Source organism: Allocatelliglobosispora scoriae, assembly GCF_014204945.1.
GTDB classification, from domain to species: domain Bacteria; phylum Actinomycetota; class Actinomycetes; order Mycobacteriales; family Micromonosporaceae; genus Allocatelliglobosispora; species Allocatelliglobosispora scoriae.
On record NZ_JACHMN010000002.1, the window covers coordinates 194,062 to 217,244 of the forward strand.

Consider the following 23,183-nt stretch of genomic DNA (forward strand, 5'->3'; position numbering starts at 1 on the left):
GACGAGAATGAGCAATGAGTGGAGGTATCGCACCGGTGGGGGTCAGTCTCAAGGCCATCGCCCATCGCGCGGGTGTGTCGCTGGCGACGGTTTCCAACGTCATCAACGGCTACCGGCCGGTCGGTGAGGCCACCCGGCAACGGGTCCAGCAGGCGATCGACGAGTTGGGCTACACACCCAACCTCAGTGCCCGCCACCTGCGCCGGGGACGTACGGGCATCATCGCCCTCGCCATACCCGAGCTCAACAACCCCTACTTCGCGGAGCTGGCGGGCGCGGCGATCCGGGAGGCGACCCGGCACGGCTACACGCTGCTGCTGGACTACACCGACGGCGACCGCAACAAGGAGCTGCTCGTCAGCGACGGGTTCCGCGACCAGATCATCGACGGGCTGATCCTCAGCCCGGTGCAGCTCGACCGGCAGGCGGTCCTCAACCGGACCAGTTCGACACCGCTGGTGCTGGTCGGGGAGAGCGTCTACGGGGTGCCCTACGACCACATCGCGATCGACAACCTCGCCGCGAGTCATATGGCGGTGCAGCACCTGGTGGCTCTGGGGCGTACCCGGATAGCCTTTGTCGGAGCGCATCCCGACGCCAACCGCGAGCCCGCCCACCTGCGGTTGCGGGGCTACCGAGAGGCTCTGGCCGCGGCCGGGCTCGCCTTCGACGAGTCGCTGGTGGCGACGACCCCGCACTTCGGCCGGGGTGACGGCGCCGACGGGATGGAGCGGCTGCTCGCGCTGCCGCAGCCACCGGATGCGATCTTCGCCTACAACGACCTGATCGCGTTCGGGGCGATGCGCACGCTCAGCGTGCGCGGGCTGCGCGTCCCCGAGGACGTCGCGGTCGTCGGCTTCGACGACGTGGAGGAGGGCCGGTTCAGCAACCCGACCCTGACCACGATCTCGCCGGACAAGGAGACGATCGGGCGGCTCGCCGTCGATTCCCTGATCGCCAGGGTGGAGGGGCGGCTGACGGATCCGCCCCGCGAGGTCCAGCCGCCGTTCGTGCTGGTCCCTCGCGAGAGCACCCTGGGCCGGTAGCGCGCCGCGGGATCCGCCCAGGGACGGATCAGGATCCCGCGGCGCGCGACCACCTCGTCAGGGCGCGCCATCGTCGTGCGTCACTTCGAAGGCTGCGGCACCGCGCAGTTGACCTTCGGGTTCACACCGACGTAGTTGAGCGGGCCGACGACGATGGTGAGGATCGTGTTGCCGGCCTTGGCGCAGTTGGTGCTCTCGCCGCTGAAATAACCACGCTGGGCGGCGGCGAAGATCCCGATGATGAGCCAGACGGCGACGATGACGGCACTAACGCGCATGGTGTTCTCCTGGGGGTGCGGCCTGTTGTGTCACCCTCCGCATACCCACTCGGCGGCGCTCCCAATCGGGTGCGCTAGCGCACTACACGAAAGCGCAGGTGGGTGGCGTTCGGGGTCTCCACGACCCGGATCTGCTTCAGCTCGATCGGGCCGACCCCCAGGTGCTCGAGCAGCCGGGTGCCGCCGCCGAGCAGGATCGGCACGAGGTGGATCTGCAGCTCGTCGAGCATCCCGGCCTTGATCGCCTGCTGCGCCACGGAGCCGCCGTGCAGGCCCACCCAGCGCTCGCCCGCAGCGGCTTTCGCCTGCTCCAGGGCGCTGACGAAGCCGTCGGTGACGAAGGTGAAGACGTCCGGTGCGACCACGGTGCCGGGGTCGGGTGCCCGGTGGGTGACGACGAAGCACGGGACCTTCCCGACCGGGCCGCCGCGGCCCCAGCCCTGGGCGCCCTCCGAGCGGTCGTAGGAGTCGCGGCCCATCAGGATCGCGCCGCAGGCGGTGAAGGCCTCGCCGAGCACCTCGTCGTCGGCGGGGGTGCTGTGGCGCAGCCAGTCGTGCAGGCGCCGGCCGTCCTCACCCATGGAGAGACCGACCCGCGGGTTGGGTCCGGTGAAGAACCCGTCGAGGGACATCGAGATGCTGGAGATGACGAGCGCCATGGAGTTCCTCTCGGCTGTGCGGAGTCCATCGTGGACCGACCGCGGCAACCCTCCCACTATCGCCCATCTCCGGCCGAATCGCCCAACGTGAAACGGTGGTAGGACACGAGTGGCACTCCCGGCGCAGCACCGTCCGGCCGATTCTGTGGGCATGCCGCTGCCGCTGCACCGCCTCGCCGTGCCCGATCCGCAGTCGATGCCCTTCGCCGCCGGGACCTTCGACTCGATCGGTCCGCTGTCGCGGGCGAGCTTCCCGCACCGGCACACCTTCTACGAGATCGTCTTCGTCACCGGCGGCACGGGCGAGCACGTCGTGGACCTCGCCGCCCACCCGCTGCGCCCGCCGCACCTCTGCGTCATCGTGCCGGGTCAGGTGCACTACTGGCATGAGGTGTCCGACCTGGACGGTGCGGTCGTCCTGCTCACCGACGAGTTCCTCGCCGAGCGCCCGCGCGACCGTGAGCTGCTGCACGCACTCGGCGAGCAGCCCTGGCGCACGCTCGCCCCGGGCGACGCCGGCGACATCGCGGCCGTCGTGGGCCACCTGCGCCGGGAGTACGCCGCACTCGCCCCCGGCAGCCTGGGCGTGCTCCAGGCGTACCTCCACATCCTGCTCGTGCTCGGGTGGCGACTGGGTGACGCCGCCGCTCCGGTGGCCGGGACGGGCCGAGCGGCGGCGGTGACCGCGCAGTTCACCCGGCTGCTCAACCAGCCCGGCGGCGCGCGGCGGTCGGTGCGGGAGTGCGCGGCGCGGCTGGGGATCTCGATGGGCTACCTGGGCGAGGCGGTCCGGGAGGTCGCCGGGCACACACCGGGGCAGCTGATCCGCCGGGCCCAGATCCTGGAGGCGAAGCGACTGCTGGCGAACTCGCCGCTCACGGTGGCGCAGGTGGGTCGGGAGCTGGGCTTCGACGACCCGGCCTACTTCAGCCGCTTCTTCCGCCGGGAGACGGGCACGACGCCAGGGGATTTCCGCCGCGGCGGGAGAGAAAGCACCACGATCACCGGATTCAGTCCATCGATCGACCCGGATGAGATCCGTAGCGTCGCAAGCACGAGTTCGCTCACCTAAGGAGGCCGGCATGGCCGGTATCAGCCGCAAGAAGCTGCTGCAGGCAGCGATCATCGCGATCCCCGCGCCCATCCTGCTCGGCGGCCTGCCCGCGATCGCCCGCACCCCGTCCGGCCAGCCGCTGACCCCGACGCCGTTCTCCTGCGACGAGGACGACGACCTGACCCCGCCGCAGATGGAGGGCCCCTACTTCAAGCCCAACTCGCCGCTGCGGACGTCCATGCTGGACGGTCCGGGTACCCGTCTGACCCTCACCGGATACGTCTTCGGCATCAACTGCCAGCCGATCCCCGGCGCGCTGCTGGACTTCTGGCAGGCCGACAACAACGGCGCGTACGACAACGTGGGCAACAAGTTCCGCGGCCACCAGCTCACCAACACGCAGGGCGCCTTCAGCCTCACCACGATCGTGCCGGGGCTCTACCCGGGCCGGACCAGGCACATCCACGTGAAGGTGCAGGCGCCGGGGCGGCCGATCCTCACCACCCAGCTCTACTTCCCGAACGAGCCCCGCAACAGCACCGACACCCTCTACGACCCGGCGCTGCTGATGACGGTGCAGCAGGTCGGCTCGGCGAAGCAGGCGACCTTCGACTTCGTGCTCAACGTGCCGGGGACGCCGCCGACGTCGCCTCCGCCGTCGGCCTCCCCCTCGGCGTCGGCATCGGCCTCGCCGAGTCCGACGGCGCCGGGCGGCACCTGGCAGGCGTATGTCGCGTACGCCGTGGGTGCGCGGGTCACCTACGGCGGTGCGACATACACCTGCCAGATCGCGCACACCTCGCTGCCGGGCTGGGAGCCGCCGAACACACCCGCGCTCTGGAAGCGGGCCTGACGGGTGAGGGGCGCAGCCGGGCTGCGCCCCTCACTCTGGGTGATGCTCAAATCACTAAGGGTTGGCATTTCCGCCGGTCGGGGCTACGGTGAATTCTCGCCGCTGTCGTCGAAGCCTGGGGGAGGTCGCCGTGGACCCGTTGACCGATATCAACATGGATGCGTTCCGCAGGCAGGTGAACGCCCTGGAGAGGGCTGAACCGGACGAAAGCGCCACGATGGTCTTCGGCCTCGCCAACGAGCTGCGCACGGCGTACCGGCGGGCGCTCGGCGTCCGCGACCAGGACACGACGCAGCTCGTCAACCACGACCACCGGTCGACCGCCGAGGTCGCGCAGATCATCTGCGGACACCGGTCACACGGCTCACGGGTCGAGGTGATCGTCAACTGGACCACGGCCGGCGCATACAGCGACGACGCCGATTGGATGCTGCGCCAGCACCAGGGACTCGTCTGCGAGCTGCGGACCATGATCGCGCGTACGCACACCACCGCCGCCCGGGCCCTGCCCGCCGCCCAGATCAAGCCCCACCTGCCGCAGGAGCTCACCGAGCGGGTCGCCTTCTGCACCCAGTGGGTCCGCTACCTCGACTCCTACCGCAGCAGCATCGACGCGTCGCGCAACCTGCTCGGGGCGGTCCTCGTCGGCCAGCACCACTGGGACATCGACCGGGTGGCCGAGATCGCCGAGACGACACCGTCGGCGATCAGCGCGGCCACGTCCGCCGCCGCGCACACCTCGCCGTCGGAGGCCGACAGCGGGATGCTGCGAGAGCTGGCGGCGATGTCGCGCGCGGTCTCCCACAACGCGACCCGGATGGTGCGGGCCCGGACCGAGGCCGCCGACCGGTGCCTCGCGGCCGGACTGTCGCCGCAGGTCATCGCGGCATACGGCGGCGAGCTCGCCTACGCATAGGCGGCTGCCGCTACCGGAACGCCGCCCGGGTGAGCAGGTAGACGCCGAGTTCGGCGAGCGCCCCGACGACGATCAGCGGCACCAGCGCACCGAGCCCGCGCAGGCGCTCGCTCCACGACCGTCCTAGCACCACCGGCACCAGCAGCCCCAGCGTTCCCAGGATCGCCGCCTCGGCCCAGTACCCCAGCACGATCGCCAGGTAGAGCCCTTCGGCGAGGAACACCGCACCGAGCGCGCCCATCCCGAGGTGACGCACCCGCCCCCGACCGGCGCGATAGGCGAGCCCAGCGATCCCGAAGACCGGCCCGGCCACGCATGCCACCACCAGCCACACCGCAGGTCCGCGCAGCGCGGCGGCGGACACGTCGTCGCCCAGGAAGAGCGTGGTCGACCCGTAGTAGCCGATGACCTCGCCGAACAGCGCCACCGCTCCGAAGAGCGCGGCGGCGAGCATCCCCCGCCGACCGAGCTCCCGGCCGATCGTGCCCACGGCACCGGCGGCGAACCCGATCACGCACCACACCGCACCGGAGTTGGCGAGCTGGTTGAACGCGTCCGGCAGGATGCCCTGCAGCACGAAGGTCAGCCAGCCGACGATCAGGCCGGCCGCGAGCGAGGCGGGGATGGCCAGCGCAGGCCTAGGGGGTGTCGTCACCCGCAGGATGATACATACCGCGTATGCAAGCGTCGAGGGCGGTGGCCAGCTCGTCCTGCCGCCCGACCGGCACCCGCTCCCCCTCCGGCCGCCCCAGCAGCCCGAATATCCCCGGTCCCCGCCGCTCCCGCAGCGGCAGCTCGTCGAACCGGTCGTTGAAGTCGCAGGGCAGGCATCCCGTCACGGAGGACGACGGTAGCGCGATACCGTGGCCGCATGACAGGCCCCGCGATCACCGCACTGGACTCCGCCGGCCTCGCCTACCGGGTGGTCCGGCACACCACGCCGGTCGCGAGCCTGGCCGAGGCCGCGGCGGCCCGCGGCGTCGAGGTCCAAGACGTCGTCAAGACCATCGTGGTACGCCGTGGCGACGCCGACTTCCTCTTCGTCCTGGTCCCCGGCGACCGCGTGATCTCCTGGCCCAAGCTGCGCGCCCTGCTCGGGGTCAGCCGGCTCTCCATGCCGGACGCGGCGATCGCCAAGGACGCGACGGGCTACGAGCGGGGCACGATCACGCCGTTCGGCTCGACGACGGCGTGGCCGGTGATCGCCGACGAGCGCCTGGTCGGCCGGACGATCACGCTGGGCGCGGGCGAGCACGGCATAGCGGTGGCGGTCGACGCCGACGCGACGGTGACCACGCTCGACGCGACGGTAGCCGACATCAGCGACCCCGAAGGCCCCTGAAGCCCTCATGATCGCCGCAACTCTTCAAGAGTTGGTCCTATCGCGGCGCGCACCCCGTTAGCGCCAACTCTTCAAGAGTTGCGGCGATCATGGGGTGGGTCAGGGGACGGGGAGGGGGCTGCGAGTGCCGAAGCGCTGGCAGACGTATGCGTACAGGCTCGGCGGGTCCAGCTCCGCGTAAGGCAGAGCCTGGTCGGTCCGCTCGAACCGGCGGACGTGGCGCAGGAAGAGCAGCACGATCACGAGGTGCGCGGCGAGCATCAGCCCGGACCACACCCGCACCACGTTGAGCGAGCCGAACGCCAGAGCCGCGAGGGAGCACACCATCGCGAGGGCGATGGCCTGGTAGAGGCGCTTGAGCGGCTCCCCGGCCGATCGGTTGACGGTCTTGCGCGACGCGGAGAAACGGCGGTCGCCCGCCAGCGCCGCGCCCAGGCCCGCGACCTGCGGCAGCATCGCCGAGACGACGTGGGTCTCGGAGTGCACGGGGTGGTAACGACCGCCGCTCAACGCCCGGGTGGCGACCGCGACGGCCGCGGCGAGCAGCAGCGTGACGGCGGCGTACCAGCGGAAATCGACGGTGACCGGCGACGTGCCGGTGACGGCGAGGAGCATCAGCGCGCCGATCAGCGCGAGCCGCTGCGGCCCCTGCAGGTGCCCGGCGAGCGCCGCGACATAGTGCAGCCGCTGCACCGGACGCAGGCCGCGCAGCCGGAAGGGCGAGTCGGCGCTGCGCAGCAGGATGTGCAGGTTGCCCGCGGCCCAGCGGCGGCGCTGGCGGTGGAATTCGCGCAGGTTGCCCGCCTCCAGGCCGAAGGAGTATGCCCGCGGCAGGAACGCGGTCCGCCACCCGCGCGCGTGCAGCCGCATCGTCGTGTGGATGTCCTCGGTGACCGAGCCGGTGGCGAACCCGCCGATCGCCACGACCGCCTGGCGCCGCAGCACCCCGCCGGACCCGATCCAGAAGGCGCTGTTGTCGGCGTTCTTCGCCGGTTCCAGGCAGTAGTAGAAGATGTCCTGCTCGCCGATCGGCTCGTCGCGGCGGTAGGCGAGCGACTCGGTGTTGTAGAACCCCTGCGGCGTCTGGACCAGCGCCATCAGCGGGTCGGCGAAGGCGGGCGTCAGCCGCTCCAGGATCTCCGGCACCGGGATCTGGTCCGCGTCCAAAATCAAGATCAGGTCAGCGTCCGTGCCGGGCAGGGCCGCGTTGAGGTTTCCGGCCTTCGCGTGCTCGCTCCCACTTCGCCGGTGGTACGCCGCGCCAAGGCGATCGGCCATCGCCGCCACCTCGTCGCGGCCCCCGTCGTCGAGCACGTGCACGATGCCGACCCCGCGCACGCCCAGGGCACCGAGGACCGTGGGCTCCAGCACGTCGAGGGGTTCGTTGAGGGTCGGGATGAAGACGTCGACCGTCCCGGTGAACCCGCCGGCCGTCGGTGGCAGCACCGTCGGCCGGGCGAGCACCGCGAGCACCATGGCCGAGAGCGCGGCGCCGAGCAGGTCGACGAGGAGCACGGCGACACCGGCGGCGGAGGTCGGGTCGGCGACGGCGATCCGCCACCCCGCGTAGGCCGCGAACAGGGCCAGCACGAACCAGGCACCCCATCGCCGAGCGTTCATCGTCGCGCCACCTCCGCATCGCCGGTCGTGGCCGGGGCGCCGCAAAATTAACAGTTCGACAAGTGTCGCTGGCCAGGCGTCCTACATGGAGGGACGTGGGAGCGCGACCTATTTCGGCGGCTGGATTGCTCCGGCACCGACCTGGGTATGCACGGAACTCTTCCTGCCTCGCCCACTGAAGGGGGCCGTCATGCATCTGCCGGTGAACCATCCGCTCAACCCGCTCTACCGGGTCCTCGCCGGGGCGTCGGGGGCCTTCCTCCTGCTCTTCGGCGTCCTGTCCATCGGCACCATCAGCAACGACGGGCTCTTCGCCCGCTCGGACGCGACCGCGCTCGGGCTGCAGACCAACCTCGCGATGGGCATCCTGTCGATCGCGGTCGGGATCGTCGCCCTGGCCTCAGCGGTGACCGGCGGCAACACCCACCACTTCGCCGCGCTCTGGCTCGGCGGGGCCATGTCGGTGCTGGGCATGCTGATGCTGGCGGTGCAGCGTACCGACGCCAACGTGCTCAACGCGAGCGTCTGGACCTGCCTGGTCTGGATGGTCCTCGGCATGGTGCTGGTCGCGGCGGGCCTCTACGGCAAGTCCGGCTCGCCGCAGCGCGCGGAGGCCGAGGAGCGCATCCGCCACCGCCCCACCGGCGCCGTCCCCACGGACGGCGACGTGGCCCTGGCCCGCATCGACCCCACGTCGTAACGCACCCCTCCCGCGTGCCGCTGCTCGCGGTATCGATCGCGTGGGAACCCGGAAACCGGCCCTTCCTGCGGTCAAGATTCGCGTTGGTTCCGGGTTCCCACGCGATCATCGGCGCGTTTGCGGTGCTCGAGTTACGGGTACTCACCCGATATGAGCACCCATGGAGGATTCGACCAGCTCGGACCCGGCGACTATGCCGGTGAGACCGAGGCCGCCCGGGAGCGGGACGTTGAGCAGGTTCCCGTGGTGGCCGACCCGACCCGCCCGACCGCCACGAACGACGACATCGAACGCCTGCACGAGCCGGTGCCCGAGGCGACCACCCAGTGATTCTTCCCCGCCACGGCGCTGTCATCGCGCCGTGGCGGTCCGCACCTGTTCGAGCAGGTGCTCGGCGACGAGCTCGAAGGGCTCCAGGCTCCGCTCCGCCCGGCTGAGCACCACGGCGCCCTCGCTCGCGGCGATCAGCGTGACCGCGAACCGGTCGGCCGCCGCCGACGGCAGCCCGCCCTCGGCGAGGAGCCCGCTGAGCCGTTGCCGCCAGCCGCGAAACGCCGCGGCGGCACGCTCCAGCAACACCGGCGAGTCGGTGGCGACGGTGACCGCGACCACCGCACAGCCGAACGCGTAATCACCCCTGGTCAGCAGCGTGCGCCAGGCGTTGAGGAACGCCGCCGCCACCTCCTGCGCCGGAGCGCCCGCCGTCCGGTCCAGCAGCTCGAGGGCGCGGGCGGCGGCGTGATCGACCGCGGCGGCGACAAGCTCGTCCTTGCCGCCGGGAAAGTGGTGATAGACCGACCCGCGGGGCGCGCCGGTCAACTCGAGCACCTCCGAGAACGACGTGCCCTGGATTCCCCGACTGGCGAGGAGCTGAACGGCACCGTCGATCATGCTGGTACGGACCTTGCCAGCCATCTGACCTCCTTGACTATGACGGTCGTCATAATCTAGCGTTATGTAGGTCATCATAGTTTTCGGACGAGGAGTTCGCCATGCCCATGATCGATGTCTACGCGCCCGACGATCTGTTCCCCGCCGACGCCGACGCCCGGCTCGGCGGCGAGCTCACCCACGCGGTGCTGCGCGCCGAGGGCGTCACCGCACCGGGGCCGTTCCACCTGGACAACACCGCGGCCTTCATCCACCGGCTGCCCGCGACGGCCGTCTCCACCGCCAGCACGCCGTCGGCCCGCAGCGTCCGGGTGCAGATCATCACCCCGCCCGGCTCGCTCAACCGCGAGGGACAGAAGCAGATCGTCCGGGAGGCGACCGAGATCGTCGCGAAGATCGCGGGCGACGAGACGCTGAAGGCCCGCACCTGGGTGGTCCTCACCGAGGCGGCCGAGGGCGGCTGGGGCCTGTCCGGCACCGCCTTCGGCGTCGAGGAGTTCACCGCTCTGCGGGACAGGGCCGCTGCGGCCCGCACGACCGCGTAACACCGCCGACAGCATCAAGCGGCGCCTCCTCCTCCGTCACGGTGTGCAGCAAAGCGTGGCCATTTCGCTGCGCGAGGCCACGCTTTGATGCACACCGCGTCAGGGGCGCGACGCCCCCGGTCGAACGAGGTCTATCGCTGGTCGGCCGGGACATAGGGGCGCTCGGGAGCACCCGTGTAGAGCTGCCGCGGGCGGCCGATCTTGAGGTTGGGCTCGGTCATCATCTCGCGCCACTGGGCGATCCAGCCGGGCAGCCGGCCGAGCGCGAAGAGCACGGTGAACATCTTCTGCGGGAAGCCCATCGCCTTGTAGATGAGGCCGGTGTAGAAGTCGACGTTCGGGTAGAGCTTGCGCGAGACGAAGAAGTCGTCGGCGAGCGCCACCTGCTCCAGCTTCATCGCGATGTCGAGCAGCGGGTCGGGCTTGTGCATCCGCTCGAGCACGTCCTGCGCGGCCTTCTTCACGATGGCGGCACGCGGGTCGTAGTTCTTGTAGACCCGGTGGCCGAAGCCCATCAGCTTGACGCCCTGCTCCTTGTTCTTCACCCGGCGGACGAAGCCGTCGACGTCGCCGCCGTCGGCCTGGATCTCGTTGAGCATCTCGAGTACGGCCTGGTTGGCGCCGCCGTGCAGCGGTCCGAACAGGGCGTTGACGCCGGCCGAGACCGAGGCGAAGAGGTTGGCCTGCGACGAGCCGACCATGCGCACGGTCGCGGTGGAGCAGTTCTGCTCGTGGTCGGCGTGGAGCACGAAGAGCATGTCGAGCACCTTGGCGACGACGGGGTCCACGTCGTACTGCGTGGCCGGGACGCCGAACGTCATCCTCAGGAAGTTCTCCACGTAGCCCAGGGAGTTGTCCGGGTAGAGGAACGGCTGGCCGATCGACTTCTTGTACGCGTAGGAGGCGATCGTCGGCACCTTGGCGAGCAGGCGGATCGTGGTCGCCTGCACCTGGTCGGCGTCGAAGGGGTCGAGGCTGTCCTGGTAGAAGGTGGACAGGGCGCTCACCGCGGAGGAGAGCACCGGCATCGGGTGCGCGTCGCGCGGGAACCCGTCGAAGAAGCGGCGCAGGTCCTCGTGGAGCAGGGTGTGCATCCGGATCTCGTCGGTGAAGGCCGCGAGCTCGGTCTGCGTCGGCAGCTCGCCGTAGATCAGCAGGTAGGAGACCTCCAGGAAGGAGGACTTCTCCGCGAGCTGGTCGATCGGGTAGCCCCGGTAGCGCAGGATGCCCGCGTCGCCGTCGATGTAGGTGATCGCGGAGGCGGTGTTGGCCGTGTTCATGAAGCCGGGGTCGTAGGTGACGTAGCCGGTCTCCTTCAGCAGCGCACTGACATCGACGCCGGCCGGGCCTTCGGCCGCGTCGCGGACAGCCATCGACAGTTGTCCGCCGGGGTGGTCAAGATTGACGTCCGCCATGTGTGTCCCTCGCTCAGCCCAGATCTGGATCGGCAGATCTTGTTAGTGATACCTAACTCGATCGTAGGTCGTGGATACCCATCAGTATCGTGCCCACCGCGCGCTGAGAGATGAGTCACGGTCCCGTTACCTTGAGCGCACTTCCTGCCCGAAAGTCTGCCCTTGATACGGCCATGCAAGGACGAAAACGGAGAAACCGGCCGGGCCCGCCTCCGCGGAACGGAGACGGGCCCGGTGTGGAGCGGGTGGGGTTACGGCAGCTGCCAGATCTGGTTCGCGCTGGCTGCGCAGTCCCAGATCTGCAGGCGGGTGCCGTCGGCCGAGCTGGGGCCGGTGGCATCGAGGCAGCGGCCCGAGACCGGGTTGCGCAGGGTGCCGTTGGCCTGGGCCTGCCACACCTGGGCACCGGTGCCGTTGCAGTCCCAGATCTGGATCTTGGTGCCATTGGCCGTACCGGCGCTGGTGATGTCCATGCACTTGCCGAGGCCGCGGATGGTGCCGTCGGTGCCGACGGTCCAGGTCTGGGCCGCGGTGCCGTTGCAGGCGTAGAGCTGCACGGCGGTGCCGTTGGCGGAGCTCGCGGCGGCGATGTCGACACACTTGCCGCCGTAACCGGTGATCCGACCCGTACGCCCACCGGGCGGCGGGCTGCTCGGCGGCGTGGTGCCGCCCATGACGGTGTCGTAGATGGCGCTCACCAGCGACGTCGAGCCGGTGGTGTCCTGCGACAGCTCCCAGTTCATCATGCCGCCCGCGTTGGCCAGGGCCCACGCGGTCTTCGCCTTGATCGTCGGGATGCCGTTGTAGCACTGCTGCGCGCCGCCCGCGGTGGTGCAGTCACGGTTGGCGTTGGCCGGGTCCATCGCGACGAGCTGGGAGTAGGTGTAGTACCCCGGCCGGCTGTAGAACGGCACACCGAGGACGGCCTTGCTCGCGGGCAGGCCGCGGCCCTTCCAGAAGTTGACCGACGCGATCGACCAGTTGTAGTTGGCGTGCGGGCTGCCGCCGTCGTAGGCCATGATGTTGAGCCAGTCGACGTAGCCGAAGACCGCAGGCTGGACGCCGTTGGCGGTGCCGCCCTCGGAGACCACGGCCGCCGTGAGGATCTTCCCGCGGCTGTGCATAGCGGTGCTGAGCTGCGACATCAGGGCGGTGTAGTTGTTGCCCGACGTACCCGGGTCCGGGTACTCCCAGTCGATGTCGACACCGTCGAGGTTGTACTGGTTGACGAAGTTGACGACGTTGTTGACGAACGCCGTCCGCGCCGTGGCGTTGCCGGCGAGCGACTCGAACGCCGAGTCGTTGCCGTCGTTCCAGCCGCCGATGGCGATGGAGACCTTCACGTTGCCCGCGTGCGCGAGCGAGACCAGCGACGAGAGCTTCGACGGGTTCTCGATCGCCTGGAGGGTCCCGTTCGCGTTGGGCAGCGCGAACGCGTAGTTGATGTGCGTGAGCTTGTTGTACTGGATGCTGTTCACACTGCCGGCCCACGAGGGCATGTAGCCGACGCTCTTGAAGTTGTTCGGCAGCACGACGGCGTTGGCCGGGGTGCTGGTGACCAGGGCTGCGGCGATGCCGGTAGCAGCGGTCGCGAGGGCAACCGCGGCCGCCGCCCAGCGGCGCCTGCCGCGGATGGGGGTGATGGACATGAACATCCCTTCAAAGCTGTCCGGTGCCGCGGCAGGGGCAGCGCTGCGGCACCGCGGTGGCCCGAGCACAACCGTCGTGGGTACGCGGTCAGGGCGCTCGGTTCGGGGCGGTTCTGATCCGAGGGAGTAAGCGGGCCTCACCCCGAGTCATTCGAATATTAGGAAACCTTACTATCCGAGTCAATAAAAGTATTGAACTAAGAGTCGACAACTGTTCATTCGCAACCGACCCGCCCGCACCCGGCATGATGATCGGGTGCTGATCGCAACGCCCCGTGGTGACGCCAGAGTGGACCTCTACCAGCCGCCCGGCCGGCGCAGACCCGCCGCGCTGCTCGTGCTCGGGCACGGTGCCGGCGGCAGCGTCGACGCCCCCGACCTGGTGGCCGTCCGCGACGCTGCGGTCGCGGCCGGCGTACGGGTGGCGATGATGACCCAGCCCTACCGCGTCGCCGGAAAGCGAGCACCCGCCCCGGCCGCCTGGCTGGACGAGGCGTTCGCCGCCGTCCTCACCGAACTCGCACCGGGCAGGCTCCCCCTGATCGTCGGCGGCCGCTCCAGCGGCGCCCGGGTAGCCTGCCGCACCGCATCCGCCGCAGGCGCCGCCGGTGTGATCTGCCTGGCGTTTCCCCTGCACCCGCCCGGCCGCCCCGACCGGTCCCGCGACGACGAACTCCCCACCACCATCCCCACCCTGGTGGTCAACGGCGACCGGGACCCCTTCGGCATCCCCCCGGCCCGCCCCGGCGTGGAGGTGGTGGTCCTCCCCGGCCAGCAACACGACCTCAAACGCGACCCCGCCGCGGTGGCCGAAGCCGTGCTCACCTGGCTGACCAGCCACCACTGGACCCGCTAGCCACGATCGGCGCAACTCTTGAAGAGTTGCGCCGATCTTGGGCTCTGGAAGCGCTCAGCAGTTGGTGTTGGCGGCCGGGACCCAGCCGTCCTGACCCGGCGCCTCGGCACCGTGGCCGTAGATCCAGACGGTGCCGTAGCCGGGGTCGGAGGCCTGGCCGTGCCAGCGGAAGCCACGCCCGGCCGAGAGGGTGCGCAGCACGAATCCGTCCGGCTCGCCCCGCAGCCAGGTGTTCTGGTTGAGGTTGCAGAGGAAGCCGGGTGCGTCGCTGGCCGACGCCGGTGCGGCGGCCACCGCCGACCCGGCGAGCACGACGACCACGGCCACTGCTGTGTGAAGAAGTCTGCGCTTCACTGGATTCCTTCCATAGAGGCACTGAAGCTTCCGATTGTGGTCAATGTCCGCGCATGCCGCCATCGGAGACGACAACCGCCTGGTCACGCCTCGCTCAGGTCGGCCACGACAGCGGCGTGATCCGACGGCCAGACCCCGTCGACCGGCTCGGTTCCGGCCAGCCGAACCGAGCGGACCTGCCCCGGACCGTGCCAGCGCAGGCCGATGTGGACATAGTCGATGCGGGCGCTCGGTACGGGTCCCACCGCCACGGCCGGATTACGGCGGTCCCAGGTGAAGCCCGGATCGGCGGGATCGGCGAACCGCCACGCGTCGATGAAGGACAGCCCCGGGTAGGCCGGCTCAGTGAGCACCCCCTGGAAGCGGCGGATCTCGTCGGAGTCCGGCATCGCGTTGAAGTCGCCGGTGACGACGGGCGGGTGGGCGTCGACGGATCGGGTCGCGGCGTGCTCGGCGAGCCAGGTGAGCTGGCGGATGCGGCGGCCGGAGTGCCACGGCATCGAACTCAGGTGCGTCGTGACGAACGGAACGGTCGCGTGCGGCGCGTCGATCAGCGCACTCAACGCCGGCCGGCTCGCGTCATCGGGCAGCTCGGCGACGTGCGGCTCCCTGATCGGCCAGCGGCTCAGGATCGCCACACCGAAGTCGACGGACGGGTCGCCGATGCGGTCGTGCCAGCCCTGCTGCTCACCGGCGGGACCCCACGCCCAGTGCATCCCGAGCTCGCCGGCGAGCCACTCGGCGAGGTTGGCGTCCCGGTCGGCCCAGACCTCCTGGAGGCCGCAGAGGTCGGGCTGCGCTGCGGCGAGGACGGCGAGGATCGCCCGGCGCCGGGCCTGCCAGTCGCCGAACCGCCACCACAGGTTCCAGCTCATCACGCGCACACGACACGGTCTCATATCCGGCGGCGATCGTGGACGGCTCTCGGCGTACCAGCCGAGGGGTTGGGGTCGTTGATCCTCGCGTGACGCAGAGAGACCCTGACGGGCGCCCGCGACCGCGCCCCACCGCGAAGCCGGGCCCGCGCCCGGTCAAGAGGTCCAAGCAGGTCTGGCCGATGCTGCTGATCGGGACCGGGCTGGTGCTGATGCTGGTCGGCGTCGCCGGGTGCGTGGCGGCGAACTCGTTCGTCGGGACGCTCAACGCCAGCGTCGAGACGGGCGCGGTGCTCGACGACGCGTCGCTCAAGCAGGACCTGTCGGCCGGGCGCAACCTGCGCGGGCCGATCGACCTGCTGCTGCTGGGGCTCGACACCCGCAGCGACTGGGAGGAGAACACGTCGCGCGCGGACTCGATCCTGGTGCTGCACGTGCCCGCCTCGCACGACCAGGCCTATCTCATGTCGATCCCCCGCGACGCGCTGGTGGAGATCCCGCCCTACCCGAAGGCGGGCTTCTACGGTACGCAGGAGAAGGCGAACGCGGCCTACTACTTCGGGTCGCAGAACGGCCTGGGGTGGCGGGGCGGAGCGGCGCTGACCGCGAAGATGGTGCACGAGGTCACCGGGCTCACCTTCAGCGGCGTCGTCGTGATCGACTTCAAGGGCTTCCGGGGGATCATCGACGCGCTCGGCTCCGTCCGCATGTGCGTGGACCAGGAGACGATCTCCGACCACTACGTCGTGGAGGACGGCAAGCCCGTCTACGCCAAGGGCAAGCCCACCGGGGTCTACTACCGCAACAGCTACGTCCACGAGCCCGGCTGCCGGGAGATGCCGGGCTGGGAGGCGCTGGACTTCGCCCGGCAGCGCAAGGGCGGGCCCAACGGCGACTACGACCGCCAGCGCCACCAGCAGCAGCTCCTCAAGGCGATCGCGACGAAGGCGACGAGCGCGGGGATCATCACCAACCCGCTGCGGATCAACGACCTGATCGCCGCGGCCGGGGGCTCGCTGAAGATCGACACCGGCCGGGCGGACCTCACCGACTTCGCCTTCACCCTCAAGTCGCTCGCCACCGCCGACCTGGTGATGCTCAAGACCAACGGCGGCACCTTCAACAGCGCGCAGATCCGCAAGACCAGCGCCGAGCTGCTCGACGACGAGACGCTGGAGATGTTCACGGCCGCCGCCGAGGACCGGCTCGGGCTCTTCGTCCTCGACCACCCCGAGGTCCTCATCGACAGCAGGTGAGTGCCCGTCATGTGGCCGCCGGCGGCGTTGCTCGTCGCCTCATGTGCAAAGGGCGCACACGGCGGCGCCGGGCGCCTTGCCGGCAACCACATGTCGGGCACTCTCACTATTATTGACAAGCGTCGCTGGACCTCCCTACCGTCGGGATACCCCGACTCCACGCTCGGCCCGCCTCGACAGCACCACCTCGGGTCGCGCGTGGATACGCCCACAACGGAGGAACACATGACAAGGCCTCGACAGAGGCGGCGTGCGATGCTGCTCGCCCTCCTCGCGGCATGCGCCAGCGCGCTGCTGATCCAGCTCACCACCAGCGCGCTCGCGCTGCCCGACCCGGTCACGCCCGTCACCGGCAACTCGACCTACTTCGACGGCCTCGGCCAGCCCTACGGCGGCTGCGGCATCCCCCAGGCCTACCTGGACAGCCAGGACTTCGTCGCGCTCAACGTCTTCAACACGCCGGGCGACTACGCCTACTCGACCCGGCCGGTGCCCGCCTCCCAGTCATCCAGGACCGGCATGTGGGAGAACGGGCTCAACTGCGGCCGCTGGGTGCAGGTGAGCATCGGCGACTTCTGCACCGGCACCAACGACGGTGCCCCCGGCCAGGCCTTCTGCCGCAACGGCGCGTGGACCGCCGATGCCTACAACGGCGGCACGCTGACGATGCTCGTCGCGGACAGCTGCGGCGACGCCAACGCCTGGTGCCGGGACGACCCCTACCACCTGGACCTGTCGAAGCCGTCGCTGAACAGGTTCGTGAAGAACGGCTCGGCGCTGACCGACCTCTACCCCAACCACTTCAACAACCGGCACCTGAGCTGGAAGTTCGTCCCGGCGCCCGGCTACACCGGTGACATCAACATCGGGTTCCTGCAGGGCGCGCAGCGCTACTGGCCCGCCATCTCCGTCTCGCACCTCGCCAACGGCATCCACGGCGTGGAGTACCAGGTCGGCGGGGTCTGGCAGACCGCGGCGATGAACGGCGACATGGGCCAGTCCTACATCATCGGGGGCACGGTCGCGGGCGGCACCAGCTTCCAGATCCGGGTACGCGACGTCACGGGCGCCCTGATCAACGGGGGCCGGACCTACTCCTTCGGACTCCCGGCGAGCTGCGGCACCCAGTGCGGTGCGGCGTACACGCCGGTGGCGTACACGACCGGCGGGACCTACTCCATGTCCCCGTCACCGGCGTCACCGTCACCCAGCCGCTCGGCGTCGGCGTCACCATCCGCGTCGGTGTCCCCGTCGGCCTCCGGCTCTCCATCACCGAGCGCTCCCACCGGGGCGTGCAGCGCCACCTACCGGATCACCAGCTCGTGGCCGGGGTATTTCGGTGCCGAGGTCACGGTGAAGGCCGGGTCCGCGCCGATCAACGGGTGGACGGTGAAGTGGACCTACGCCAACGGGCAGACGATCACCACGCTCTGGAGCGGAGTGCTCACCAGCTCAGGCTCCGCCGTCACCGTGAAGAACGTGGACTACAACCGGGTGCTGACGGCGAATGCCAGCGCGGTCTTCGGCTTCCAGGCCTCGACCGGGGCGACGAACACCGTCCCGGTGCTCACCTGCACCAGTCCCTGATCGACGCCGCTGCCCGCCCGGTCCCGTACCGGGCGGGCAGCCCTGCGGTGAGTAGCGAGCGCCGCTGTCCGCTCCATGGGCGACCGACCGTAGGCTGATCACCCATGGAGGCACTGCTGGAGATCGTCGGGCTGATGGCCGTCGTCGTGGCCGTCTACGCCGCGTCGCGCCGGTTCCACCTGCTCACCCCGATCGCGCTCGTCGTCGTCGGTCTGGCCCTGTCGATGGTGCCCGGCATTCCCACCTTCCACCTCTCCCCCGAGTTCGTGCTGATCGGCGTCCTGCCGCCGCTGCTCTACGTCGCGGCGCTGGAGACGTCCGTCCCGGCTTTCAAGTTCAACCTCCGCCCGATCCTGCTGCTCTCGGTCGGGCTCGTGCTCTTCGTGGCGTGCTCGATCGGGCTGCTCGTGCACGCGCTGCTGCCCGGCGTACCCCTGGCGATCTGTTTCGCCCTCGGCGCGGTGGTCGCGCCGCCGGACGCGATCGCGGCGACCGCGGTGGCGCGGCGGATCGGGCTGCCGCGGCGGATCGTGACGATCCTGGAGGGCGAGAGCCTGCTCAACGACGCGACCGCGCTCGTCTTCTTCCGGGTCGCGACGGCGGCGGCGATCGGCGAGGCCGCCGGTCTGGGCGAGATCGGCCTGCAGGTGGTGCGCTCGGCGGGCGGCGGCGTCCTGATCGGGGCGGCCGGTGCGTTGATCATGGGCTTCCTGCACAAGAAGACGACCGATCCCCTGATCGACAACTCGCTGTCGCTGCTCACGCCCTTCCTGGTGACGGCCGCGGCGGAGGCGCTGCACGCGTCGGCGGTCGTCGCGGTCGTCGTCGCCGGCCTCTACCTGGGGCACCGGCTGCCGACGCTGATGTCGGCGGCGTCGCGGCTGCAGATGGGCGCCTTCTGGCGGATGGTCCAGTTCCTGCTGGAGGGCAGCGTCTTCCTCCTGGTCGGGCTGCAGCTGCGCGATGTGCTCGGAGCCCTGGACACCCCCCTCGGCGAGGTCGCGGTGATCACCACCGCGGTGGTGCTGGCGGTGGTGATCACCCGGTTCGTCTGGATGTTCCCCGCCACCTACCTGCCGAGGATGATCCCCCGGGTCGGCCGCAACGACCCGCCCCCGCCGTGGCAGGTGCCGACCGTGATCGCCTGGGCGGGCATGCGCGGTGTCGTCACCCTCGCCACCGCCCTGGCCCTGCCGGCCACTCCGCTCGTCGGCGGCGGGGACTACCCGCGGGCGCTGTTCGTCTGGCTCGCCTTCGCGGTCATCATCGCCACGCTGCTGCTGCAGGGCATGACGCTGCCGCTGGTCGCCCGGCGGCTGCGCCTGCAGCCCGACGACCCGATGCAGGACATCCTCGCCGAGGCCGCCACCCAGAACGCCGCGAGCCGGGCCGCGATCGAGCGGCTGGAGCAGCACGCCGCGGGTGCACCGGCGGAGGTGGTCGAGCGGCTGCGCCGGCTCACGACCGAACGTAACAACACGGCGTGGGAACGGCTCGGCGGCGGCGAGGAGACGCCGTCGCAGGCGTATGTCCGGCTACGGTTCGAGATGCTCGACGCCGAGCGGGAGGTCTACCGGACCGCGCGCGACAGCGGGCGCATCCCCGAGGAGGTCCTCGTGCGGGCGCAGCGGGACATGGATCTGGAAGAGTCGATGCTGGAACGGAGCGAACACGCATGAAATGCAGCCACCTCGCCGAGGCGGGCACCCAGGAGCCGCAGACCACCGAGGGCTGCCCGCAGTGCGTCGCGGACGGGTTCACCGACTGGGTGCACCTGCGCATGTGCCTGGAGTGCGGCAACGTCGGCTGCTGCGACTCCTCGCCGCGCAAGCACGCCCGCGTCCACTTCGAAAAGGAGGGACATCCGGTCATGCGTTCTGCCCAGCCGGGTGAATCCTGGCGCTGGTGCTACATCGACGAGGTGGTCGGGTAGGCGGAGTTCATCCTTCATGGATACGATGCGGGCAATCGCAGATCTAAGAGGATGAATCATGAAGCCACTGGGCCCGGGTGATCCGACCGCAGTCGCGTCATACCGCCTGCTCGGGGTGCTCGGTGGCGGCGGGATGGGCAACGTCTATCTCGGCCAGTCGCTGACCGGGCGCCGGGTGGCAATCAAGGTCATCCGTTCGGAGCTCGCCGAGGACCCGGTCTTCCGGCGCCGCTTCGCCCGCGAGGTCGCCGCCGCCCGATCGGTCAACCCGCTGGTGACCGCTGCCGTGGTCGACGCCGACACCGATGCCGCAGCGCCGTGGCTCGCGACCACGTTCATCGACGGGCCGAGCCTGTCGCAGCGGGTCAACGCCTTCGGCCCGCTGCCGACCGCGGCCGTGCTCACCCTCGCCGCCGGGCTCGCCGAGGCGCTCACCTCGATCCACCAGGTCGGCCTGGTGCACCGCGACCTCAAGCCCAGCAACGTGCTGCTCGACCACACCGGTCCGCACATCATCGACTTCGGCATCGCCCGGGCGACCGACGCCTCGCGGCTGACGATGAGCCTCGTCGTCGGCACCCCGTCCTACATGGCGCCGGAGCGGCTCAAGGGCAAGGAGGCCAACTCCGCCGGCGACATCTTCGCCCTCGGCGCCACCCTCGTCTACGCCGCGACCGGCCGCAACCTCGTCGCCGACGGCTCGATGTACGAGCAGGCCATGCAGATCATCAAGGGCCGGTTCGACCTGGCGGCGGTTCCCCGCTCGCTGCGCCCCTTCATCGTGCGCTGCATCGCGCTGGAGCCGAAGGACCGCCCCACCGCGATCGAGCTGACCCGGACCCTCGTCGCCTCCGGCGCGGAGGCGCCCGCACCCGGCTGGTTCGGCGGCGACCCGCGTACGTCGCTCGCCGTGATCACCGACGAGCCCCCACCGCGCCGGAGTTACCCGCGCCGCCTGCTGCTCGTCGCGGGCAGCACGGTCGGCCTCGCCGCGGTGGGCGGCGGGGTCAGCGCTGCGAGCATGATGTTCACCCCCTCGGCGGCGGCCGATCCCCAGCCGTCGTTGCAGCCCACCGGCAACGATCAACCGCTGGCCGCCTCCCCTCAGGCCCGCAAGGCCGCGCCTCCGGGCCGGATGCTGTGGCGGGCGGCCACCCCCGGCCGACCGCGCGGTGCCAGGCTCGTCGCCGACCGCAACGGCGTGCTGATCTCGGTCTCGCCGATCGAGGTCACCGCGAGCGGCATGTCCGGCACCCGCCTGTGGGGGCACTCGATCGAGACCGACCCGGCCCAGCTGCGCCAGTGGGGCACGGGGATCCTGGTCAGCGGCTCCAACCAGCTCTGGCAGTTCGACGTGGAGCACGGTCGGCAGATCTTCTGCATCGACACCGCCACCCGGGTGCCCCGGACCGCCGTCGCCGGGGAGCGGGCATACCTCCAGTCCGGCAACGCGCTCGTCGCCGTCGATCGGCGCGGTCGGCGTCTGTGGCGGCAGACCGGTGCCAAGGCGCTGGGCGTGCCGCTCGCCGCCACGGCGCAGTGGCTGCTCGTGCACGACGTCACCGGCCTGGACACCCGCCGAGCGAGCCTGCGCGACGCCCGCACCGGACAGCCCCGCTGGTCCACGGAGTACGACCTGCTCACGCCGCCCCCACCGCCCCCGGAACCGGCCGTCGAGGCCAGCGGCGAACCCGGTGAGCCCGGCGGATCCGATGGACCCGGCGGTCCTGGCGGACCGGGTGGTCCCGGCGATCCGGGTGGGCCGGACGGTCCGCCGCCCCCGACCGAGCTGTGGCAGCGGACCGAGGGGCGCCTCGGTGCCGCGCACGCCGTCCTCCGTGACGCCGAACGCGTACGGGTGCTCGACCTCGACAACGGCAAGCAGCTGTGGGAGCGGGTCTCCGGCAAGCCGGTCGTCGCCGTCGAACTCGTCGGCGACCTGGTCGTCATCGCGGCGGACAGGGTCACCGCGCACCGGATCGGGACCGGGGAGCAGGTCTGGGAGGCGCCGGAGTCCGGTGCCCGGATCGCCCCGGTCGGGAGCGGGCTGATCGTCGCCGATCGCGACAGCATCGCCCTGCTCGACGCCGCCGGCACGACCCGGTGGCGCGAGGATCTGCCGCCTGTGGCCGGGATCCCCGAGGAGGTCATGGTGGACCGCGACGCGGTGCTCGTCGTCTTCCGCTCCCGACCCGAGCAGCGCGGTCCCCTCGCCGCCGACGTCATCGCCTACGCCGCGGGGATCTGACCGACCCGGGTGTTTTCCCTCAGGGTTCACCTGATTGCGGTCCGACGCCGGACCGGCGATGCTCTGAACGCCAGCCGGAGGGGGAGCCATGCTGCGAATACATTTCACCGGAGCGGATCTGGCCCACACGCGGATCGCCGTCGGTCCGGACCCGATGTGGGAGCTCTCGCTGAGCGCGCACCAGTTGCGCCTGCGCGGGTCCAATCCGTTCCTCGACGGGTGGAAGAGGCAGGTGGTGCATCGCCTGCACCCCAGCGGGCCGTTGCGGGCCCGGGTCGCGCTGACGCTGGCGGTGACCCCGCCCCGGGGCTACTTCCCCGACTTCCTGACGCCCTTCGAGTCGATCGAAGGGTTCCACGCCGGACTGGAGGCCGTCCTCAGCACCCCCTCGGCCCGGTTGAATCACGAGCTCAGCATGCTCGATGTGGGCGACCGCAGCCAGACGCCGGTCATCGACGACCTTCGGCGCAGCCAGCCGACGGCGATCGCGGCGCTGGGAGCGTCGATGCGCGACTACCACGAGACGGCGATCGCCCCCAGCTGGGACACGATCACCGCTGCGGTCGAGGCGGACCGGTCACGTCGGGTCCGCGACCTCGCCGACGGCGGCTGGGCGAAGCTGCTCAACAACCTCCACCCCAGCGCCTCGTTCAAGGGGGACACGCTGGAGGTCGGGCGGTGGGGTTATGAAACCGATCGGGATCTGCACCTCGCCGGCCGCGGCCTGCTGATCATCCCGTCGTACTTCAAGGAGCAGCGGCAGCTCATGGTCCTCGCGGACGGTGACCTCCCACCCGTGCTGCTGTATCCCATCGATCTCTCTGCGAGGTTGGCCGTGCAGGCCGGACACGACAGTCTTGTCGCCCTGATCGGCCGCACCAGGGCCGATGTCCTGGAGGCGACGCTCCTCAGCGAGACGACCTCGGCGATCGCCCAACGGGTGCAGATCTCCCTGCCCGCCGCGAGCAAGCACCTCAGCGTGCTGCGCAGTGCGGGGCTCGTCAACAGCACCCGGGAGCAGAACGCGGTCCGCCACAGCATCACCCCGCTGGGGGAGAAACTCCTCGCGGGCAGCGACTGAGCCGGGGGTCCCGCCGTCGGCGGAA

At 70.5% G+C, this 23,183-nt stretch carries 25 protein-coding genes; 15 read left to right on the top strand and 10 right to left on the bottom strand.

The window, feature by feature from the left end; genetic code table 11:
- Positions 1-14: 14 nt before the first annotated feature.
- Positions 15-1,046, top strand: a complete 1,032-nt coding sequence (locus F4553_RS06790; RefSeq protein WP_221469804.1) for a LacI family DNA-binding transcriptional regulator — start codon at positions 15-17, stop codon at positions 1,044-1,046.
- An 80-nt stretch (positions 1,047-1,126) separates the two neighbouring features.
- On the opposite strand, the gene F4553_RS06795 is transcribed toward F4553_RS06790, so the two are convergent.
- Entirely contained in the window at positions 1,127-1,324 is a 198-nt protein-coding gene (locus F4553_RS06795) for a hypothetical protein (protein ID WP_184833615.1), read from the bottom strand.
- A 74-nt stretch (positions 1,325-1,398) separates the two neighbouring features.
- Complete coding sequence (locus F4553_RS06800; protein ID WP_184833617.1) at positions 1,399-1,983, bottom strand: dihydrofolate reductase family protein; 585 nt, start codon at positions 1,981-1,983, stop codon at positions 1,399-1,401.
- 151 nt (positions 1,984-2,134) lie between these two features.
- Between F4553_RS06800 and F4553_RS06805 the strand changes: the two genes are divergently transcribed.
- From F4553_RS06805 to F4553_RS06815, 3 genes are all read left to right on the top strand, one after another.
- On the top strand, positions 2,135-3,055 hold the full coding sequence (locus tag F4553_RS06805) for a helix-turn-helix domain-containing protein (RefSeq protein ID WP_184833619.1): 921 nt from the start codon (positions 2,135-2,137) through the stop codon (positions 3,053-3,055).
- 10 nt (positions 3,056-3,065) lie between these two features.
- Positions 3,066-3,890 (top strand): dioxygenase family protein, encoded by an 825-nt coding sequence (locus F4553_RS06810; RefSeq protein ID WP_184833621.1) that lies wholly within the window; start codon positions 3,066-3,068, stop codon positions 3,888-3,890.
- Positions 3,891-4,020: 130 nt separating this feature from the next.
- The gene (locus F4553_RS06815) at positions 4,021-4,806 is read left to right on the top strand and encodes a hypothetical protein (protein ID WP_184833623.1); all 786 of its coding nucleotides are present in this window, start codon (positions 4,021-4,023) and stop codon (positions 4,804-4,806) included.
- Between the two features lie 10 nt (positions 4,807-4,816).
- Here the strand turns inward: F4553_RS06815 and F4553_RS06820 are convergent, their stop codons facing one another.
- Entirely contained in the window at positions 4,817-5,461 is a 645-nt protein-coding gene (locus F4553_RS06820) for a DUF6518 family protein (RefSeq protein ID WP_184833626.1), read from the bottom strand.
- Entirely contained in the window at positions 5,445-5,645 is a 201-nt protein-coding gene (locus F4553_RS06825; RefSeq protein ID WP_184833627.1) for a hypothetical protein, read from the bottom strand. Before F4553_RS06825 ends, F4553_RS06820 begins: the two co-directional genes overlap by 17 nt.
- 32 nt (positions 5,646-5,677) lie before the next feature.
- Between F4553_RS06825 and F4553_RS06830 the strand changes: the two genes are divergently transcribed.
- The gene (locus F4553_RS06830; RefSeq protein WP_184833629.1) at positions 5,678-6,148 is read left to right on the top strand and encodes an aminoacyl-tRNA deacylase; all 471 of its coding nucleotides are present in this window, start codon (positions 5,678-5,680) and stop codon (positions 6,146-6,148) included.
- Between the two features lie 99 nt (positions 6,149-6,247).
- On the opposite strand, the gene F4553_RS06835 is transcribed toward F4553_RS06830, so the two are convergent.
- Positions 6,248-7,768, bottom strand: coding sequence for a glycosyltransferase family 2 protein (locus F4553_RS06835; protein ID WP_184833631.1), 1,521 nt, complete (start codon positions 7,766-7,768; stop codon positions 6,248-6,250).
- Between the two features lie 190 nt (positions 7,769-7,958).
- Between F4553_RS06835 and F4553_RS06840 the strand changes: the two genes are divergently transcribed.
- Together F4553_RS06840 and F4553_RS06845 are read left to right on the top strand one after the other, a co-directional pair.
- Entirely contained in the window at positions 7,959-8,468 is a 510-nt protein-coding gene (locus F4553_RS06840; RefSeq protein WP_184833633.1) for a DUF4383 domain-containing protein, read from the top strand.
- 150 nt (positions 8,469-8,618) lie between these two features.
- Complete coding sequence (locus tag F4553_RS06845) at positions 8,619-8,798, top strand: hypothetical protein (RefSeq protein WP_184833635.1); 180 nt, start codon at positions 8,619-8,621, stop codon at positions 8,796-8,798.
- Between the two features lie 21 nt (positions 8,799-8,819).
- Here the strand turns inward: F4553_RS06845 and F4553_RS06850 are convergent, their stop codons facing one another.
- Complete coding sequence (locus F4553_RS06850; RefSeq protein ID WP_184833637.1) at positions 8,820-9,383, bottom strand: TetR/AcrR family transcriptional regulator; 564 nt, start codon at positions 9,381-9,383, stop codon at positions 8,820-8,822.
- Between the two features lie 77 nt (positions 9,384-9,460).
- Between F4553_RS06850 and F4553_RS06855 the strand changes: the two genes are divergently transcribed.
- Entirely contained in the window at positions 9,461-9,904 is a 444-nt protein-coding gene (locus F4553_RS06855) for a tautomerase family protein (RefSeq protein WP_184833639.1), read from the top strand.
- A gap of 131 nt (positions 9,905-10,035) precedes the next feature.
- Here the strand turns inward: F4553_RS06855 and F4553_RS06860 are convergent, their stop codons facing one another.
- The gene (locus F4553_RS06860; RefSeq protein WP_184833642.1) at positions 10,036-11,319 is read right to left on the bottom strand and encodes a citrate synthase; all 1,284 of its coding nucleotides are present in this window, start codon (positions 11,317-11,319) and stop codon (positions 10,036-10,038) included.
- Between the two features lie 251 nt (positions 11,320-11,570).
- Complete coding sequence (locus tag F4553_RS06865; protein ID WP_184833644.1) at positions 11,571-12,968, bottom strand: glycosyl hydrolase family 18 protein; 1,398 nt, start codon at positions 12,966-12,968, stop codon at positions 11,571-11,573.
- 256 nt (positions 12,969-13,224) lie between these two features.
- On the opposite strand from F4553_RS06865, the gene F4553_RS06870 reads away from it, so the two are divergent.
- Entirely contained in the window at positions 13,225-13,824 is a 600-nt protein-coding gene (locus tag F4553_RS06870) for an alpha/beta hydrolase family protein (RefSeq protein WP_184833646.1), read from the top strand.
- 54 nt (positions 13,825-13,878) lie between these two features.
- On the opposite strand, the gene F4553_RS06875 is transcribed toward F4553_RS06870, so the two are convergent.
- Together F4553_RS06875 and F4553_RS06880 are read right to left on the bottom strand one after the other, a co-directional pair.
- Positions 13,879-14,151, bottom strand: a complete 273-nt coding sequence (locus F4553_RS06875; protein WP_221469805.1) for a hypothetical protein — start codon at positions 14,149-14,151, stop codon at positions 13,879-13,881.
- A 110-nt stretch (positions 14,152-14,261) separates the two neighbouring features.
- Positions 14,262-15,053, bottom strand: a complete 792-nt coding sequence (locus tag F4553_RS06880; protein WP_221469806.1) for an endonuclease/exonuclease/phosphatase family protein — start codon at positions 15,051-15,053, stop codon at positions 14,262-14,264.
- A 182-nt stretch (positions 15,054-15,235) separates the two neighbouring features.
- On the opposite strand from F4553_RS06880, the gene F4553_RS06885 reads away from it, so the two are divergent.
- From F4553_RS06885 to F4553_RS06910, 6 genes are all read left to right on the top strand, one after another.
- Entirely contained in the window at positions 15,236-16,309 is a 1,074-nt protein-coding gene (locus tag F4553_RS06885) for an LCP family protein (protein ID WP_184833652.1), read from the top strand.
- A 255-nt stretch (positions 16,310-16,564) separates the two neighbouring features.
- Positions 16,565-17,896, top strand: a complete 1,332-nt coding sequence (locus F4553_RS06890; RefSeq protein WP_246466203.1) for a cellulose binding domain-containing protein — start codon at positions 16,565-16,567, stop codon at positions 17,894-17,896.
- A 104-nt stretch (positions 17,897-18,000) separates the two neighbouring features.
- Positions 18,001-19,575 (top strand): Na+/H+ antiporter, encoded by a 1,575-nt coding sequence (locus F4553_RS06895; protein WP_184833656.1) that lies wholly within the window; start codon positions 18,001-18,003, stop codon positions 19,573-19,575.
- Complete coding sequence (locus tag F4553_RS06900; RefSeq protein WP_184833658.1) at positions 19,572-19,829, top strand: UBP-type zinc finger domain-containing protein; 258 nt, start codon at positions 19,572-19,574, stop codon at positions 19,827-19,829. The genes F4553_RS06895 and F4553_RS06900 overlap by 4 nt, the downstream gene beginning before the upstream one ends.
- Before the next feature lie 58 nt (positions 19,830-19,887).
- Positions 19,888-22,077 (top strand): serine/threonine-protein kinase, encoded by a 2,190-nt coding sequence (locus F4553_RS06905; protein ID WP_184833660.1) that lies wholly within the window; start codon positions 19,888-19,890, stop codon positions 22,075-22,077.
- Between the two features lie 88 nt (positions 22,078-22,165).
- The gene (locus F4553_RS06910) at positions 22,166-23,158 is read left to right on the top strand and encodes an ArsR/SmtB family transcription factor (RefSeq protein WP_184833662.1); all 993 of its coding nucleotides are present in this window, start codon (positions 22,166-22,168) and stop codon (positions 23,156-23,158) included.
- Positions 23,159-23,183: the final 25 nt, after the last annotated feature.

What these genes read in the sequence shown, in the direction of transcription:
- F4553_RS06790 (WP_221469804.1), top strand. Translation starts at nt 15, where the DNA reads ATGAGTGGAGGTATCGCACCGGTGGGGGTCAGTCTCAAGGCCATCGCC.
- F4553_RS06795 (WP_184833615.1), bottom strand. Translation starts at nt 1,324, where the DNA reads ATGCGCGTTAGTGCCGTCATCGTCGCCGTCTGGCTCATCATCGGGATC.
- F4553_RS06800 (WP_184833617.1), bottom strand. Translation starts at nt 1,983, where the DNA reads ATGGCGCTCGTCATCTCCAGCATCTCGATGTCCCTCGACGGGTTCTTC.
- F4553_RS06805 (WP_184833619.1), top strand. Translation starts at nt 2,135, where the DNA reads ATGCCGCTGCCGCTGCACCGCCTCGCCGTGCCCGATCCGCAGTCGATG.
- F4553_RS06810 (WP_184833621.1), top strand. Translation starts at nt 3,066, where the DNA reads ATGGCCGGTATCAGCCGCAAGAAGCTGCTGCAGGCAGCGATCATCGCG.
- F4553_RS06830 (WP_184833629.1), top strand. Translation starts at nt 5,678, where the DNA reads ATGACAGGCCCCGCGATCACCGCACTGGACTCCGCCGGCCTCGCCTAC.
- F4553_RS06835 (WP_184833631.1), bottom strand. Translation starts at nt 7,768, where the DNA reads ATGAACGCTCGGCGATGGGGTGCCTGGTTCGTGCTGGCCCTGTTCGCG.
- F4553_RS06840 (WP_184833633.1), top strand. Translation starts at nt 7,959, where the DNA reads ATGCATCTGCCGGTGAACCATCCGCTCAACCCGCTCTACCGGGTCCTC.
- F4553_RS06845 (WP_184833635.1), top strand. Translation starts at nt 8,619, where the DNA reads ATGAGCACCCATGGAGGATTCGACCAGCTCGGACCCGGCGACTATGCC.
- F4553_RS06850 (WP_184833637.1), bottom strand. Translation starts at nt 9,383, where the DNA reads ATGGCTGGCAAGGTCCGTACCAGCATGATCGACGGTGCCGTTCAGCTC.
- F4553_RS06855 (WP_184833639.1), top strand. Translation starts at nt 9,461, where the DNA reads ATGCCCATGATCGATGTCTACGCGCCCGACGATCTGTTCCCCGCCGAC.
- F4553_RS06860 (WP_184833642.1), bottom strand. Translation starts at nt 11,319, where the DNA reads ATGGCGGACGTCAATCTTGACCACCCCGGCGGACAACTGTCGATGGCT.
- F4553_RS06865 (WP_184833644.1), bottom strand. Translation starts at nt 12,968, where the DNA reads ATGTCCATCACCCCCATCCGCGGCAGGCGCCGCTGGGCGGCGGCCGCG.
- F4553_RS06880 (WP_221469806.1), bottom strand. Translation starts at nt 15,053, where the DNA reads ATGAGCTGGAACCTGTGGTGGCGGTTCGGCGACTGGCAGGCCCGGCGC.
- F4553_RS06885 (WP_184833652.1), top strand. Translation starts at nt 15,236, where the DNA reads ATGCTGCTGATCGGGACCGGGCTGGTGCTGATGCTGGTCGGCGTCGCC.
- F4553_RS06890 (WP_246466203.1), top strand. Translation starts at nt 16,565, where the DNA reads ATGCTGCTCGCCCTCCTCGCGGCATGCGCCAGCGCGCTGCTGATCCAG.
- F4553_RS06895 (WP_184833656.1), top strand. Translation starts at nt 18,001, where the DNA reads ATGGAGGCACTGCTGGAGATCGTCGGGCTGATGGCCGTCGTCGTGGCC.
- F4553_RS06900 (WP_184833658.1), top strand. Translation starts at nt 19,572, where the DNA reads ATGAAATGCAGCCACCTCGCCGAGGCGGGCACCCAGGAGCCGCAGACC.
- F4553_RS06905 (WP_184833660.1), top strand. Translation starts at nt 19,888, where the DNA reads ATGAAGCCACTGGGCCCGGGTGATCCGACCGCAGTCGCGTCATACCGC.
- F4553_RS06910 (WP_184833662.1), top strand. Translation starts at nt 22,166, where the DNA reads ATGCTGCGAATACATTTCACCGGAGCGGATCTGGCCCACACGCGGATC.